This window comes from Oxalobacteraceae bacterium OTU3CAMAD1, from assembly GCA_024123915.1.
GTDB lineage: Bacteria > Pseudomonadota > Gammaproteobacteria > Burkholderiales > Burkholderiaceae_D > Rugamonas.
This window is the reverse complement of record CP099650.1, coordinates 6,774,536-6,789,448: the sequence shown is the minus strand read 5'-3', so window position 1 is coordinate 6,789,448 and position 14,913 is coordinate 6,774,536. Positions and strand designations below refer to the sequence as shown.

Annotated in this window: 13 protein-coding genes; 10 read left to right on the top strand and 3 right to left on the bottom strand. The window is 66.1% G+C overall.

The window, feature by feature from the left end:
* The first annotated feature begins 3 nt into the window (after positions 1–3).
* The 10 genes from thiC (at position 4) to NHH88_28980 (ending at position 12,018) form a co-directional block, all read left to right on the top strand.
* The gene (gene thiC / locus NHH88_29025; GenBank protein ID USX13648.1) at positions 4–1,920 is read left to right on the top strand and encodes a phosphomethylpyrimidine synthase ThiC; all 1,917 of its coding nucleotides are present in this window, start codon (positions 4–6) and stop codon (positions 1,918–1,920) included.
* Positions 1,921–1,927: 7 nt separating this feature from the next.
* The gene (thiS, locus tag NHH88_29020; protein ID USX13647.1) at positions 1,928–2,158 is read left to right on the top strand and encodes a sulfur carrier protein ThiS; all 231 of its coding nucleotides are present in this window, start codon (positions 1,928–1,930) and stop codon (positions 2,156–2,158) included.
* 115 nt (positions 2,159–2,273) lie between these two features.
* The gene (locus NHH88_29015; protein USX13646.1) at positions 2,274–3,065 is read left to right on the top strand and encodes a thiazole synthase; all 792 of its coding nucleotides are present in this window, start codon (positions 2,274–2,276) and stop codon (positions 3,063–3,065) included.
* Entirely contained in the window at positions 3,062–3,883 is an 822-nt protein-coding gene (locus NHH88_29010; protein USX13645.1) for a hydroxymethylpyrimidine/phosphomethylpyrimidine kinase, read from the top strand. The genes NHH88_29015 and NHH88_29010 overlap by 4 nt, the downstream gene beginning before the upstream one ends.
* 28 nt (positions 3,884–3,911) lie before the next feature.
* Positions 3,912–4,598, top strand: a complete 687-nt coding sequence (thiE, locus tag NHH88_29005; protein ID USX13644.1) for a thiamine phosphate synthase — start codon at positions 3,912–3,914, stop codon at positions 4,596–4,598.
* Positions 4,599–4,633: 35 nt separating this feature from the next.
* Positions 4,634–5,263 carry a response regulator gene (locus NHH88_29000; GenBank protein USX13643.1) on the top strand — a complete coding sequence of 210 codons (630 nt, stop codon included), beginning with the start codon at positions 4,634–4,636 and terminating at the stop codon, positions 5,261–5,263.
* Positions 5,264–5,551: 288 nt separating this feature from the next.
* A complete protein-coding gene (locus NHH88_28995; GenBank protein ID USX13642.1) occupies positions 5,552–6,007 on the top strand; it encodes a response regulator in 456 nt (151 codons plus the stop codon).
* A gap of 111 nt (positions 6,008–6,118) precedes the next feature.
* Positions 6,119–7,225 carry an S-(hydroxymethyl)glutathione dehydrogenase/class III alcohol dehydrogenase gene (locus NHH88_28990; protein USX13641.1) on the top strand — a complete coding sequence of 369 codons (1,107 nt, stop codon included), beginning with the start codon at positions 6,119–6,121 and terminating at the stop codon, positions 7,223–7,225.
* Positions 7,226–7,388: 163 nt separating this feature from the next.
* Positions 7,389–9,602: a M48 family metalloprotease gene (locus NHH88_28985; protein ID USX13640.1), complete on the top strand. Its 2,214-nt coding sequence runs from the start codon at positions 7,389–7,391 to the stop codon at positions 9,600–9,602.
* 100 nt (positions 9,603–9,702) lie between these two features.
* Entirely contained in the window at positions 9,703–12,018 is a 2,316-nt protein-coding gene (locus NHH88_28980) for a UvrD-helicase domain-containing protein (GenBank protein USX13639.1), read from the top strand.
* Between the two features lie 6 nt (positions 12,019–12,024).
* Here NHH88_28980 and NHH88_28975 read toward each other — a convergent pair whose 3' ends face one another.
* Genes NHH88_28975 through NHH88_28965 form a run of 3 tightly spaced genes read right to left on the bottom strand, consistent with a single transcriptional unit; the run spans position 12,025 to position 14,875 of the window.
* A complete protein-coding gene (locus tag NHH88_28975) occupies positions 12,025–13,143 on the bottom strand; it encodes an acyltransferase (protein ID USX13638.1) in 1,119 nt (372 codons plus the stop codon).
* Entirely contained in the window at positions 13,140–13,919 is a 780-nt protein-coding gene (locus tag NHH88_28970; GenBank protein ID USX13637.1) for a hypothetical protein, read from the bottom strand. Before NHH88_28970 ends, NHH88_28975 begins: the two co-directional genes overlap by 4 nt.
* Positions 13,919–14,875: a homoserine kinase gene (locus NHH88_28965; protein ID USX13636.1), complete on the bottom strand. Its 957-nt coding sequence runs from the start codon at positions 14,873–14,875 to the stop codon at positions 13,919–13,921. The genes NHH88_28970 and NHH88_28965 overlap by 1 nt, the downstream gene beginning before the upstream one ends.
* Positions 14,876–14,913 lie beyond the last annotated feature (38 nt).

The window sequence follows — 14,913 nt, the reverse complement described above, 5'->3', positions numbered from 1 at the left end:
CAAATGAACGCCAATCCCAAATTCCTGTCCGCCACCGCCACCGTGGACGAGGCAGCGATCAAACCGTTACCCAATTCCCGCAAGATCTACGTCGAAGGCAGCCGGCCTGACATCCGCGTGCCGATGCGCGAAATCACGCAGGCCGACACGCCCGCGTCGTTCGGCTTCGAGGCCAATCCGCCGGTCTACGTCTACGACACCTCCGGCCCGTACACCGATCCGGACGCGGTGATCGACATCCGCTCCGGCCTGGCCGCCACCCCGCGCCTGCCGTGGATACTGGAGCGCGGCGACACCGAGGAGCTCGACGGCCCGACCTCCGACTACGGCAAGGCGCGCCTGGCCGATCCCGCCTTGGCCGAACTGCGTTTCAACCTGCACCGCCAGCCGCGCCGCGCGCGCGCCGGCGCCAACGTCACGCAAATGCACTACGCGCGCCGGGGCATCGTCACGCCGGAGATGGAGTTCGTGGCGATCCGCGAAAACCTGCGCCGCAAGGAGTACCTGGAAAACCTCAAGGGCTCCGGGCCGATGGGCCAGCGCCTGGCCGATTTGATGGGCCGCCAGCATCCGGGCCAATCGTTCGGCGCCAGCATCCCGGCCGAGATCACCCCTGAATTCGTGCGCGAGGAGATCGCGCGGGGCCGCGCCATCATCCCGGCAAACATCAACCACCCGGAGATCGAGCCGATGATCATCGGCCGCAATTTCCTGGTCAAGATCAACGCCAACATCGGCAATTCGGCCGTCACCTCGTCGATCGGCGAGGAAGTCGAAAAAATGACGTGGGCGATCCGCTGGGGCGGCGACAACGTCATGGACCTGTCGACCGGCAAGCATATCCACGAAACGCGCGAGTGGATCATCCGTAACAGCCCGGTCCCGATCGGCACCGTGCCGATTTACCAGGCGCTGGAAAAGGTCAACGGCAAGGCCGAGGACCTGACCTGGGAAATCTACCGCGACACCCTCATCGAGCAGGCCGAGCAGGGCGTCGACTACTTCACCATCCACGCCGGCGTGCTGCTGCGCTACGTGCCGATGACGGCCAAGCGCCTGACCGGCATCGTCTCGCGCGGCGGCTCGATCATGGCCAAGTGGTGCCTGGCGCACCACAAGGAATCGTTCCTGTACACGCACTTCGAAGAGATCTGCGAAATCATGAAGGCCTACGACGTGTCGTTCTCGCTCGGTGACGGCTTGCGTCCCGGCTCGATCTACGATGCCAACGACGAGGCGCAACTGGGCGAACTGAAAACCCTGGGCGAGCTGACGCAAATCGCCTGGAAGCACGACGTGCAGGTGATGATCGAAGGCCCCGGCCACGTGCCGATGCAGCTGATCAAGGAGAACATGGACCTGCAGCTGGAGCAGTGCCACGAGGCGCCGTTCTACACCCTGGGACCGTTGACCACCGACATCGCGCCCGGCTACGACCACATCACTTCCGGCATCGGCGCCGCGCAGATCGGCTGGTACGGCACCGCGATGCTGTGCTACGTCACGCCGAAAGAACATCTGGGCCTGCCGGACAAGAACGACGTCAAGGACGGCATCATCACGTACAAGATCGCCGCGCACGCCGCCGACCTGGCCAAGGGCCATCCGGGCGCGCAGATCCGCGACAACGCGCTGTCGAAGGCGCGCTTCGAATTCCGCTGGGACGACCAGTTCAACCTGGGCCTCGATCCGGACAAGGCGCGCGAGTTCCACGACGAGACCTTGCCCAAGGATTCGGCCAAGGTGGCGCATTTCTGTTCGATGTGCGGCCCGCATTTCTGCTCGATGAAGATCACGCAGGAGGTGCGCGAGTACGCCGCCGCCAACGGCATGAGCGACGGCGTGGCGATCGAGCAGGGCATGCAGGTCAAGGCGGTGGAGTTCATCAAGAACGGCGCCGAGCTGTATCGCAAGCTGTGAGGCCGGCATGAACGACGCGAGCATTTCGATAGAGCCGATTGCGATAGAACTGAACGGCGCGCCCCACGAGGTGCCGCCGCAACAGACCTTGGCCCAGCTGGTCGACGCGCTGTCCTTGACCGGGCAAGCGCTGGCGCTGGCGGTCAACCGCTCGGTGGTGCCGCGCCAGCAATGGCCTCAGCGGGTGCTGCAGCCGCTGGACAAAGTGGACATCGTGCGCGCCATCGGCGGCGGCTAATTTATGCAAACCCGCACCCCCACGCGGGGTCGTACCCCGTACGGGGTACGACCCCTAAGCGGCGACGCCTGCGCTCAGGCAAAGGCATGCGGGTTGGAACTGAGAGGACTACTATATGAACGCACCATCCCAAGACCTGCTGACCATCGCCGGCAAGCAATACACATCGCGCCTGCTGGTCGGCAGCGGCAAATACAAGGACTTGCAGCAAACCCGCGACGCGACCGACGCCGCCGGGGCGGAGATCATCACCGTGGCCATCCGCCGCGTCAACATCGGCCAGGACCCGAAGGCGCCCAGCCTGCTGGACGTGCTGCCGCCGTCGCAGTACACCATCCTGCCCAACACGGCCGGCTGCTACAACGCCAAGGACGCGGTCTACACCCTGCAGATGGCGCGCGAGCTGCTCAACGGCCACAAGCTGGTCAAGCTGGAAGTGCTGGGCGACGAGAAGACCTTGTTCCCGCACATGCCGGAGACCCTGGTCGCGGCCGAGATCCTGGTCAAGGACGGTTTCGACGTCATGGTTTACTGCAGCGACGATCCGATCCAGGCCAAGATCCTCGAGGACATCGGCTGCGTGGCGGTGATGCCGCTGGCGTCGCTGATCGGCTCCGGCATGGGCATCCTCAATCCGTGGAACCTGTCGCTGATCATCGACCAGGCCAAGGTGCCGGTGCTGGTCGACGCCGGCGTCGGCACCGCCTCCGACGCCGCCATCGCGATGGAGCTGGGCTGCGACGGCGTGTTGATGAACACCGCCATCGCCGGCGCGCGCGACCCGGTGCGCATGGCGCGCGCCATGAAGCTGGGCGTGCAGGCCGGCCGCGAGGCTTATCTGGCCGGGCGCATCGCGCGCAAGTTCGCCGCCTCGCCGTCGTCGCCGATGGCGGGCCGGCTGGCATGACGGCGACGGGGCCCGGCGCGGCCGCGCGGCCGTGCGTGCTGGTGTTCGCCGGGATGGACCCTTCCGGCGGCGCCGGCATCGTCGCCGACGCACAGGCGGTCGCGGGGCAGGGCGCGCACGCGCTGTGCGTCGTCACCGCCCTGACGGTGCAGGACAACGACCGCGCCTACGAGGTGCAACCGGTCGAACCGGACCTGGTGCTGCGCCAGGCCCGCGCGCTGACCGGCAAGATCGCGATCGCCGCCGTCAAGATCGGCATTCCCGGCAGCGCCGCCAACGCGCTGGCGATCGCGCAAGTGATCCGCGCGTTGCGCGCGCTGCAACCGGAACTGCCGGTGGTGCTCGACCCGGTGCTGGCCAGCGGCCATGGCGACACGCTGTCGCGCGGCGACGCGGTGGCGGCGCTGGCGCCGTTGCTGCCGCTGGTGACGGTGCTGACGCCCAACGGTCCGGAGGCGCTGGCACTGAGCGGACACGCCACGCCCGACCCGCAGGCGCAGGCCCAGGTCCTCCGCGCGCTGGGCTGCCGCCACGTGCTGATCACCGGCGGCCACGGCGACGGCGACGAGGTGGTCAATCGCTGGTTCGGCCCCGGCGCCGAACCCGGGAACACCCCGCCAGCCACGCAACAATGGCGCTGGCAGCGCCTGGACGGCGGCTTCCACGGCAGCGGTTGCACGCTCGCCTCGGCCATCGCCGGCCAGCTGGCGCTGGGCACGCCGACCGGCTGCGCGCTCGACCAGGCGCAGTACTATTGCAACGCCGCGCTGCGCGACGCCTATACGGTCGCCCCCGGCCAGCGCATTCCGCTGCGCTAGACCCACACTAAAATCAGGAGAACACACCATGCAAGGACTTTATCTGGTCACCCCCAACTGGGACGACACCGCGCGGCTGCTGGACGCCAGCGAACAGGCGCTCGACGCCGGCGTGGGCCACGGCGTCGGCGGCGGTAACCTCGTCGCGCTGCTGCAATACCGCCACAAGGAGGCGGCAAGCGCGCTGCGCCTGGAGCAGGCGGGCGCGCTGCTGGCGCTGTGCCGGCGCTACGGCGTGCCGTTCATCGTCAACGACCACGTCGACCTGTGCCTGGAAACGGGCGCCGACGGCGTGCACCTCGGCGGCACCGACGCCGACGTCGCGCAGGTGCGCGCCCGGCTCGGCGCCGACAAGATCATCGGCGCCTCGTGCTACGGCGACATGCCGCGCGCGCTGGCGGCGCAGCGGGCCGGCGCCAGCTATGTGGCCTTCGGCGGCTTCTACCCGTCCCGTGTTAAACAATACGCCGTCACCACGCGCCCGGAGATCCTCGACCAGGCGCGCGAAACGATCAGCGTTCCCACCGTCGTCATCGGCGGCATGACGCCGGAGAACGCGGCGCCGCTGGTCGCGCGCGGCGCCGGCATGGTCGCGGCCATCAGCAGCGTCTATCAAGCTGAAAGCGTGGCCGGCGCGGTCGGCCAGTTCGCGTCGATGTTTGTCATACACAACACCAGCAAATCATTCCAGCAGAAGGGTCTTTCCGCTTTATAATTGGGCCGTTAGCAATAGCCCAAGGTTGCCGTCACATGCCAGTTTCTCCTAGCCCCAAGCGTCTGATCCTTATCGTCGACGACGACCAACTGCTGCTCGACTTCCTGGGCGAAGTACTCGGCAATGCCGGCTACGACATCCTCAAGGCGTCGTCGGCGGAGCAGGCCCTGAACGTGATCGCCCAGCGCGAACCGGATCTGGCGCTGCTCGATATCCACATGCCCGGCATGACCGGGCTGGAACTGGCCAAGCAGCTGCACGCGACCAGTTCGGTGCCGTTCATGTTCCTGTCCGGACGCGGCGACGCCGACGCTGGCAAGCAGGCCGCCTCGTACGGCGCGGTCGGCTTCCTGGTCAAACCGGTCGACGAAAAGCACCTGATGCCGGCGTTCGCCGCCGGCCTGGCGCGCGCCGACGAGATCCGCCAGCTGCGCCGCACCGAGCTCAATCTGAACGCCGCGCTGGCCGCCGGCCGCGAGACCAGCCTGGCCGTGGGCCTGCTGATGTGCAAATTCCAGACCGACCGCAACACGGCGTTCGAGGTGTTGCGCGACCACGCCCGCTCCAACCGCCGCAAGGTCAACGAGGTGGCCGACCAGCTGCTGGCCGCCGAGGAAACGTTAAACGGCCTGCATGCGGCCTTTAACCAACGTCTGAAAAAGTAGACAGCGGCGTTATTGTTGTACATCAAGGCAGGAATTTCCTGCCTTTTCTGTTTCCTTGTGGAATTTTTGTTGTACACTGTCAACTAGCAACACAGAATATCAGTAGCACACAATTAGCAGCACAGCATTCCGCCGCCGCAGGGCCTCACCTCCGCCTGCCGCAGCTCCGGCCGCCATTCCCCCGCGACCGTCTCAACTCCTCGGCCCAACTCCGCCGACCTGCTCCCGACAGCTTTTACACCAGCGCTGCCGGCTATGCATTGATTTCAGCCTTGTGCGGAGAACACCATGACCAACGATTATTCCAATGACACCTTCCGTCCATTCAGCGACCAGGAAGGCGGCGCCGCGATCGGCTTTTCCATCTACGCGGCCGCGCCGCGCGTGCTCCACATCGACAGCGACGCCGACGCCGCGCTGGTGCTGGCCACCTTGCTGGTGCCGGAAACCCAGGTGACCCATGTGGCGACGATGGCCGCCGCCCAGGACCTGCTGCGCCGCGAGCAGTTCGCGCTGGTGGTGATCGATCCCGACCTGCAGGACGGCGACGGCGGCGCCTTGCTGCATGGTTTGCACCAACACCAGCAGGACGCCCGCGTGCTGCTGTACTCGGCCCGCCATCCGGAGCGCCACATGGCCGGCAGCAGCTTCCTGCCCAAGCCGTGGACCTCGCCGCGCCAGCTGTGGCGCACCGTGTCGGACTTGCTGGCCATCGGCCCGGCGATGCCGGTCGAGCCGCAATAGCGCGTCAAGGACGGGCAATATCCCCGTTCGGCCTCTGGCTTGCTATCATGACGGATCACCGCAACGGTTTGCCGTTCCGGTCTCCCGTATTCACCAGCCAGAGGACAAACAATGAAAACCAAAGCCGCCATTGCATGGCAAGCGGGCCAGCCGCTGACGATCGAGGAAGTGGAGCTGGGCGGACCGCGCGAGGGCGAGGTACTGGTCGAGATCAAGGCCACCGGCATTTGCCACACCGATTACTACACCTTGTCCGGCGCCGATCCGGAAGGTATCTTCCCCGCCATCCTGGGCCATGAGGGCGCCGGCGTGGTGGTCGACGTCGGCCCCGGCGTCAAATCGCTCAAGAAGGACGACCACGTCATTCCGCTGTACACGCCGGAATGCCGCCAGTGCAAATTCTGCCTGTCGCAAAAGACCAACCTGTGCCAGTCGATCCGCTCGACCCAGGGACGCGGCCTGATGCCCGACGCCACCAGCCGCTTCTCCATCGACGGCAAGCCGATTTACCACTACATGGGCACGTCGACCTTCTCCAACTACATCGTGGTGCCGGAAATCGCGCTGGCCAAGATCCGCGAGGACGCGCCGTTCGATAAAGTTTGCTACATCGGTTGCGGCGTGACCACCGGCGTGGGCGCGGTGCTGTTCACCGCCAAGGTGGAGGCGGGCGCCAACGTCGTCGTGTTCGGCCTGGGCGGCATCGGCCTGAACGTGATCCAGGCGGCCAAGATGGTCGGCGCCGACAAGATCATCGGCGTCGACATCAATCCGGCCCGCCAGGAAATGGCGCGCAAGTTCGGCATGACCCATTTCATCAACCCGACCGAGGTGGAAAACGTCGTCGACGCGATCGTCCAGCTGACCGACGGCGGCGCCGACTACAGCTTCGAGTGCATCGGCAACACCACCACGATGCGCCAGTCGCTCGAGTGCTGCCACAAGGGCTGGGGCCAGTCGATCATCATCGGCGTGGCGGCGGCGGGGCAGGAGATCTCCACCCGTCCGTTCCAGCTGGTGACGGGGCGCGTGTGGAAGGGTTCGGCCTTCGGCGGCGCCCGTGGCCGCACCGACGTGCCGAAGATCGTCGACTGGTACATGGAAGGCAAGCTCAATATCGACGACCTGATCACCCATCGCTTGCCGCTCGAGCGCATCAACGAGGGCTTCGACCTGATGAAGAGCGGCGAATCGATCCGTTCGGTCGTGATCTACTAGGCGCGATCGCTGCATTGAATGGATGTAGAAAAAAAGTTCTAGACACGGCGTTCTAGATAATTTATTCTACATCCATCGACCGGGGAGTGCGGCATGACGAATTTACGCATCAAGTTACGCATCAAGTTACGCATACGCATGAATTCACGGCGGGCGGGCCTCCATGGCTAGCGCCCTGTCCGCCCTGGTGCCAGCCATCGGCTGGGCGCTGCTGCACTTCATCTGGCAAGGGCTGCTGATCGGCTGGGGTGTGTCGCTTGCACTGTTTTTGCTGCGCAAGGCGCGTCCGCAGACGCGTTACGCGGTCGCCTGCGCCGGCTTGTTGCTGTGCGCGGCGCTGCCGCTGGCCAGCGTCATCGTGCAGGTCAACGCGGCCGATGCCGCAGCGCGTGCCGGCGCCGGACTTGGCGCCGCCGCTTTATTGATTCCCGCCGTCCTCTCAGCCAGCGCCGACGCCGCCCAGTCGGGCGCCGCCGCCGCAGCCGCATTGATCGACGATGGTACCCTGGCCGGCTGGGAAGCCACGTTGCGTGGCCAACTGGCGTGGATCGTCGGCCTGTGGCTGGCCGGCGCCGCGCTGATGTCGCTGCGCCTGGCCATCGGCCTTAAGTGGGTTGCCGAGCGCACCCGCAATGACCACTACACCGTCAACCATTACTGGCAGCGCCGCCTGTCCGAGATGGCGCGCCGCTTCGAGATTCCGCAACACGTGCGCCTCGGCGTGGCCGACCTGCTCGACAGCCCGATCACGGCCGGCTGCTGGCGCCCCATCGTGCTGGTGCCGGCCTCGCTGATCACCGGCATGGCGCCCAACCTGCTCGAGGCGCTGCTGGCGCACGAGCTGGCGCACATCAAGCGCCGGGACTATCTGATTAACCTCATTCAAAGCGCGGTGGAAATCGTGCTGTTCTATCACCCTAGTGTTTGGGCCTTGTCGCGCCGTATCCGTGTAGAGCGAGAACAAATCGCCGATGACCTTGCAGTCGCCATGCTCGGTCAACCGCAGATGCTGGCAAAGGCCTTGTCCGAGCTGGATAAATTCCAGTTCGATACCACACAACTAGCCCACGCGGCTCACGGAGGAAATCTCATGTCTCGTATTAAACGCCTGCTGCGTCCCGATGTTGAACCGGTCAGCTGGAAGATGGCCGTACCCCTGATCGGCCTGTTCGCGGCCAGCGCCGTGTTGTATGCGCAGGCCGCGCCGCAGCCGCCGGCGGCGATGACGGGCGCGGTTGCCGCCATGGAAACGGTCGCCGACGCCGCGCCCGCCGCCAACATGGCGGCCGACGCCGCGCCGGCCGCCGACATGGCCGAACTTCCAGCGTTGCCTGAATTGCCGGAGCCGGCCCAGCCACCTGAGCCGCCAGAGGTTCCCGCCGTCGCTGACGCGGCGCCTGCGGCACCGGCCGCCCCTGCAGCACCGGCCGCGCCTGCCGCCCCTGCCGCCCCTGCAGCACCGGCCGCGCCTGCCGCCCCTGCCGCCCCCGCCGCTCCCGCGCTGCCGGCCTTGCCCGCAATTCCGGCGGCGCCGGCAGCCCCGGCGCTTCCCGCCGCGCCGGCGGCACCGCCCGCGCCAGCCGCGCCTTTCTCGTTCGGCGACAGCGCGATCAACCTGTCCGTCAACGGCGGCGACCGTGCCTATGCGATCGTCACCAGGGATATCGACCAGGTCCAGGTTTCCGGCTCGTCCGACGACATGCGCCGCATCGCCGAACTGCGTTCGAGCGCCAAGGGCGACTTCGTCTGGTACCGCGAAGGCGGTAAAACCTATCTGATCCAGGATCCGGCGGTCATCGCCAGGGTGCGGCAGCTGTGGAAGCCCGTCAGCGAGCTCGGCGAGCGAATGGACGCGCAAGGCAAGCGGATGGACCTGCAGGCCAAGGTCATGGACGGCCTGGCCGCGCGGATCGACGTCTTGACCCGCGATTTCGACAGCGGCCCTGTGGCGGCGGAGCGCCAGCGGCTGGAGCGCCAGATGGAAGCCCTGGCGGCCAAGCAGGAAGCCATCGCCGCGCGCATGGTCGCCGCCAGCGAAACGCTGAACCACGACCAGAGCAAGGAAAGCCTGCGCAAATACCGCGAACTGGAAGCGGCGCTGCACCGCGAGATGGCGCCGACGCAACGGGAAATGGCGCAACTGCAGCGCGATATGGCCGAGAAAATGGCCGGGCTGCACCGCAACCACGCGCCGATGAAGGCGCTTAACCTGCAGATGGCCGAAGCCAGCAAACCGATGGCCGAACTGGGGCGCCGCATGGGTGAGTTGGGCCGCGAGCAGGCCAAGGCCAGCCGCGAAGCCGAGCGCAACTTCAAAGCGCTGGTGCAGGATGCCATCCGCAATGGCAAGGCGGTCCCGGCACAGGGCTTGATGTAACGGACCGTTCGCCGCCGGGCGTGCTTTGGCGCGTGCCGGCGGATGCCGCAACGCCACACATGGACCGACCCCGATGGTCGCCTGCCGGTATAATCACGGCATGCAAAATCTTCTTCACAATCTTAACGACGAACAACTCGCTGCCGTGACCCTGCCGGCCCAAAGCGCCCTGATTCTGGCGGGCGCAGGCTCCGGCAAAACCCGCGTATTGACGACTCGCATCGCCTGGCTGATCCAGACCGGGCAGGTGTCGCCGTCCGGCATCCTGGCCGTGACCTTCACCAACAAGGCCGCCAAGGAAATGACGGCGCGCTTGTCGGCAATGATGCCGATTAATACACGCGGCATGTGGATCGGCACGTTCCACGGATTGTGCAACCGCCTGCTACGCACCCATCACCGTGATGCCGCGCTGCCGCAGACGTTCCAGATTCTCGACTCGCAGGACCAGCTGTCGGCGATCAAGCGCCTGATCAAGGCCAACAACATCGACGACGAGAAGTTCCCGCCGAAAGAGGTGATGTACTTCATCAACGGCGCCAAGGACCAGGGCCTGCGCGCCGACAAGATCGACCCGTACAACGCCGACGAGCGCAAGAAGGTCGAGCTGTACCAAATGTACGACGACCAGTGCCAGCGCGAAGGCGTGGTCGACTTCGCCGAACTGTTGCTGCGCACCTATGAACTGCTGACCCGCAACCAGCCGCTGCGCCAGCACTACCAGCAGCGCTTCCAGCACATCCTGGTCGACGAGTTCCAGGACACCAACGATCTGCAATACAAATGGCTCAAGCTGCTGGCCGGCCACGGCGAGCAGGGCGGCGGCGCGCTGTTCGCCGTCGGCGACGACGACCAGAGTATTTATGCCTTCCGTGGCGCCAACGTCGGCAACATGAGCGCCTTCGAGCGCGAGTTCCACGTCAAGAACCTGATCAAGCTGGAGCAGAACTACCGCTCGCACGGCCACATCCTGGACGCGGCCAACGTGCTGATCGCCAATAACAGCAAGCGCCTGGGCAAGAACCTGCGCACCGACGCCGGCCACGGCGAGCAGGTGCGCGTGTACGAAGCCAGCTCCGACCTGGCCGAGGCGCAATGGATCATCGAGGAAACCAAGAACCTGATCGCCGACGGCGCCTCGCGCAGCGAGATCGCGGTGCTGTACCGGTCCAACGCGCAGTCGCGCGTGATCGAGCACGCGCTGTTCTCGGCCGGCATTCCGTACCACGTCTATGGCGGCCTGCGCTACTTCCAGCGCGCCGAGGTCAAGCACGCGATCGCGTATTTGCAACTGATGGACAACCCGCACAACGACTCGGCCTTCCTGCGCGTGGTCAACTTCCCGACGCGCGGCATCGGCCTGCGCTCGATCGAAGCGTTGCAGGCGGCGGCCGACCAGCACCGGGTGTCGCTGTACGCGGCGGTGCCGTATGTCATGGGCAAGGCCGGCTCGTCGCTGGGCGGCTTCGTCAAGCTGATCGAGGGCGCGCGCTTCGAGACGCAGCAGATGGCGTTGCCGGAACTGGTGCGTGTGGTGCTGGAGGCCAGCGGCCTGCTGGCGCACTACCAGACCGAAAAGGAAGGCGCCGACCGCATCGAGAACTTGGAGCAGATGGTCAGCGCCGCGACGCAATTCGTCTCGGAGGAGGGCTTCGGCCAGGGCGCGCCGGCGCACATGGGGCCGCGCTCGCAGGAGCAGTCGGGCCTGCCGGTGGTCAACGAGGACGGCTTCGAAATCCTCGACGCCGACGCGCCGCTGGCGACGGTGATGTCGCCGTTGTCGGCGTTCCTGTCGCACGCCTCGCTGGAGGCCGGCGACAACCAGGCTACGGCCGGCCAGGAAGCGGTGCAGATGATGACGGTGCACTCGGCCAAGGGGCTGGAGTTCAACAACGTCTTCATCACCGGGCTGGAGGAGGGCTTGTTCCCGCACGAAAGCAGCTCGCGCGAGGATGGCGGCGTGGAGGAGGAGCGGCGCCTGATGTACGTGGCGATCACGCGCGCGCGGCAGCGCCTGTACATGTGCTTCGCGCAGACGCGCATGCTGCACGGACAGACCCGCTACAACATGAAATCGCGCTTCTTCGACGAATTGCCGGAGGACGCGCTCAAGTGGCTGTCGCCGAAGGTGCAATCGCACTGGTTCGCCAACAAGAAAACGCCGTGGGACGACGTGGTGCCGCTGGCCGGTTCGGACAACGCGATCGCGCAAAAGATCGCGCAAAATATGGCCAACAAGTCGCCGGGCGCGGGCTGGCGCATCGGCGAGTCGGTCGCGCACGGCAAGTTCGGCGAAGGGGTGATCGTCAATATCGAAGGCAGCGGCGCCAACGCGCGGGCGCAGATCAACTTCGGCAGCAACGGCATGAAGGTGCTCGACCTCAGCATCGCCAAGCTCGAGCGCCTGAACCACTAACCCCGGTCAGGCCGGCTTCGCTTCGCGGCGCCGTGCGAGCATGGCGCGCGTCCAGGCCAGCGCCGGTGATTCCACGCAGTGCCAGCTCAGGATGGACAGCGGCAGCACCACCGCCAGGGTGGCGGCCAGCATGGCCCACATCCCCACCGGTGGCAGCATGCTTTTCAGCATCAGCATGACCGGCCAGTGGTAGATGTAGATCGCGTAGGAGTAGTCGTGCTTTTGCAGGTGGCGCCAGCGCAGCGCGCGCGAGCCGCCCACCCACAGCGCCAGCGTGAGCGCCGCCAGGATCACGCCGACGAGGGTCAGCGTCTGGCCTTCCACGGCGAGCCAGCGCGTCGAATTCAAGGCCAGCAGCGCGCACGCGACGGCGAACTGGCGCACGCCGAAACGCACCTCCGTCGCCAAGGTCTGCAGCAGCATCCCGCACAGGAACAAGGACCACAGGCGCGCTTCCCACACATAACCGGCCAGCACCCGGGGGAATTCGAACGCGCACAAGGCCAGCAGCAGCGACATGGCCATCATCCAGCGCCGCATCGGCATGATGGCGGCAAAGCCGATCAGCGCAACCATCACATACATGCGGCCTTCCCAGTACACGGTCCACAGTGGACCGTTGAGCGGCTGGCCGCCCAGGACGCCGGGCAGCGCCAGTTCCTGCGGCGGGATGATGTAGCGCAGCCAGTGCAGCGCGGCGCCATTGAAAATGTAGCGCCAGGTGGCCGGATCGGCCAGCCCGGCGGCGCCCGTGTCCGAGAAGAACAGCACGGCGACGATGGTGGTCAGCGCCAGGCAGGCCAGCAGCCCCGGCACCAGGCGGGCCACGCGGCGGGCGAGAAAGCGCGGCACGTTCGGGTCGCGCATCCAGCTTTGGGTGATGAACAGGCCGCTCAGGACGAAGAACACATCGACCGCGATGGCGCCGGCGTCGGCCACCGGCAGCAGCAGGGCGCTGACCGGGTCCGGCCCGGTGCCGCGCGTGGCGTGGATGGAGGCGTGGTAGAGCACCACCAGCAGCGCGGCCACCAGCCGCACCAGGTTGAAGCTGTTGTCGCGCGAGTCGATGGCCGCGGCGATGGTGCGCGGCTCTCCCGGCGTGCGCAACCAGGAAGCCAGGGTCATGGCGCCGGCGGAGGCTGGTCGGCTGGCGTGGTCGCGGTGGAAGTCTCGCCAAAAATCTGCCGATACGCGACATACAACGTGCAATGCGTCAGCACGATGGTGATCAGGAACAGCGTGAAGATGCCCGCCACCGCCAGCTGCGACGAGCCCAGGATCAGCACGACGATCTTGCAGCCGACGAAGTACATCAGGTGCAAGGTCACGGCCGCCGTCAGGAACGCCTTCCAGCCGCGCAACACCGCGACCACGCTGAAAAACAGCGCCTTGTTCAATTTCATCTGCTGCCAGTAGATCAGCGGCGCCGTCAGGCACGTCAGCATCCAGCCCACCGTGTAGATCGTCGACGAGGTGAACACCGCGCCCAGCAAACCTTCCAGCTGGTTTTGGTCGATCTTCGGCGGACGCGTGCTCATCTGCATCACGGCGTCGCCGGCCATCGCGTACAGCGCACCCAGCGCGATCACCAGCAACAGCAAATTGAGCACGCCCATGGCCAGCAGCGGACTGCGCACCGGCTTGCGGAAACCGCTCAGCAGCAGATTCGGCAGCGCGCGCTTGCCCTGGTCGACCTGCGCGCACCCCTCCAGCAGCGCGACCGAGAACAGCGGCGTGAGGATGAACGGCGCGATCTGTCCCAGTATCGGTACGATCATCGAGAACAGCGAGACGAACATGCAGCAGAAAAACAGCGCCATGAGGCCGCCGGGCTGCTTGCGGAAAAGCATCATGCCCTGCTTGACCCATTGCCATCCGGCGCGCGCGGGGAATTTATTCATCAGAAAAGCTTCGGCGCCAGCGTGGCGATGCGTTCGCGCAAGATGCGCTCAAAGTGGGTCGGATCGTGCGGGGTCAGCATTTCGGCTTCGCGCGGCAGGTGGTAATCATACAGGCGCGACAGCCAGAAGCGCAGCGCCGCCGCCCGCAGCATCGGCTGCCAGGCGGTTTGCTCGGCCTCGGTGAACGGGCGCACGGCGTGGTAGGCGTCGAGCAGCGCGCGCACGCGGTCCGTGTCGAGCACGCCGGTGTCGAGGGCGATGCACCAGTCGTTGACGGTGACGGCGACGTCGAACAGCCAGGTGTCGCAGCCGGCGAAGTAAAAGTCGAAGAAGCCGGTCAGGCGCTCGCCGTCGAACATGACGTTGTTGCGGAACAGGTCCGCGTGCACCGGGCCGCTTTGCAGCTGGCGGTAGGTCGCGCAACCGGCGAACGCCTCCTGGAAGTGCATCTCGGCCTTGAGCAGGTGGGCGTTGCTTTCCGAAAGGAAAGGCAACACTTGCGGCGTGGTGGCGTTCCACCAGTCCAGGCCGCGCAGATTGGGCTGGTGCAGCGGGTAGTCGCGCCCGGCCAGATGCATGCGCGCCAGCATCGCGCCCACTTCGGCGCAATGCACCGGTTGCGGGTCCATCTGCGAGCTGCCCTCGAGCTTGGTGACGATGGACGCCGGCTTGCCGTGCAGCGGCACGATCAGCTCGCCCTTGTCGGTGGCGATCGGCGCCGGCACGGCCACGCCGCGGTCGGCCAGGTGGCGCATCAGGTTCAGATAAAACGGCAGTTGCTCGAACGATAAGTTTTCAAAGATCGTGAGCACAAACTCGCCGCGCTCCGTGGTCAAGAAGAAATTGCTGTTCTCAATGCCGGAGGCGATGCCCTTGAGGGCCAACGGCTTGCCGAGGGGGAATTGCGTGATCCACTGGGTGACATCGTCCAGGGTGACCGGGGTAAACACTGCCATGTGCAAGCTTGATGAGGTTCGTTGTATCGGCGCCCGCC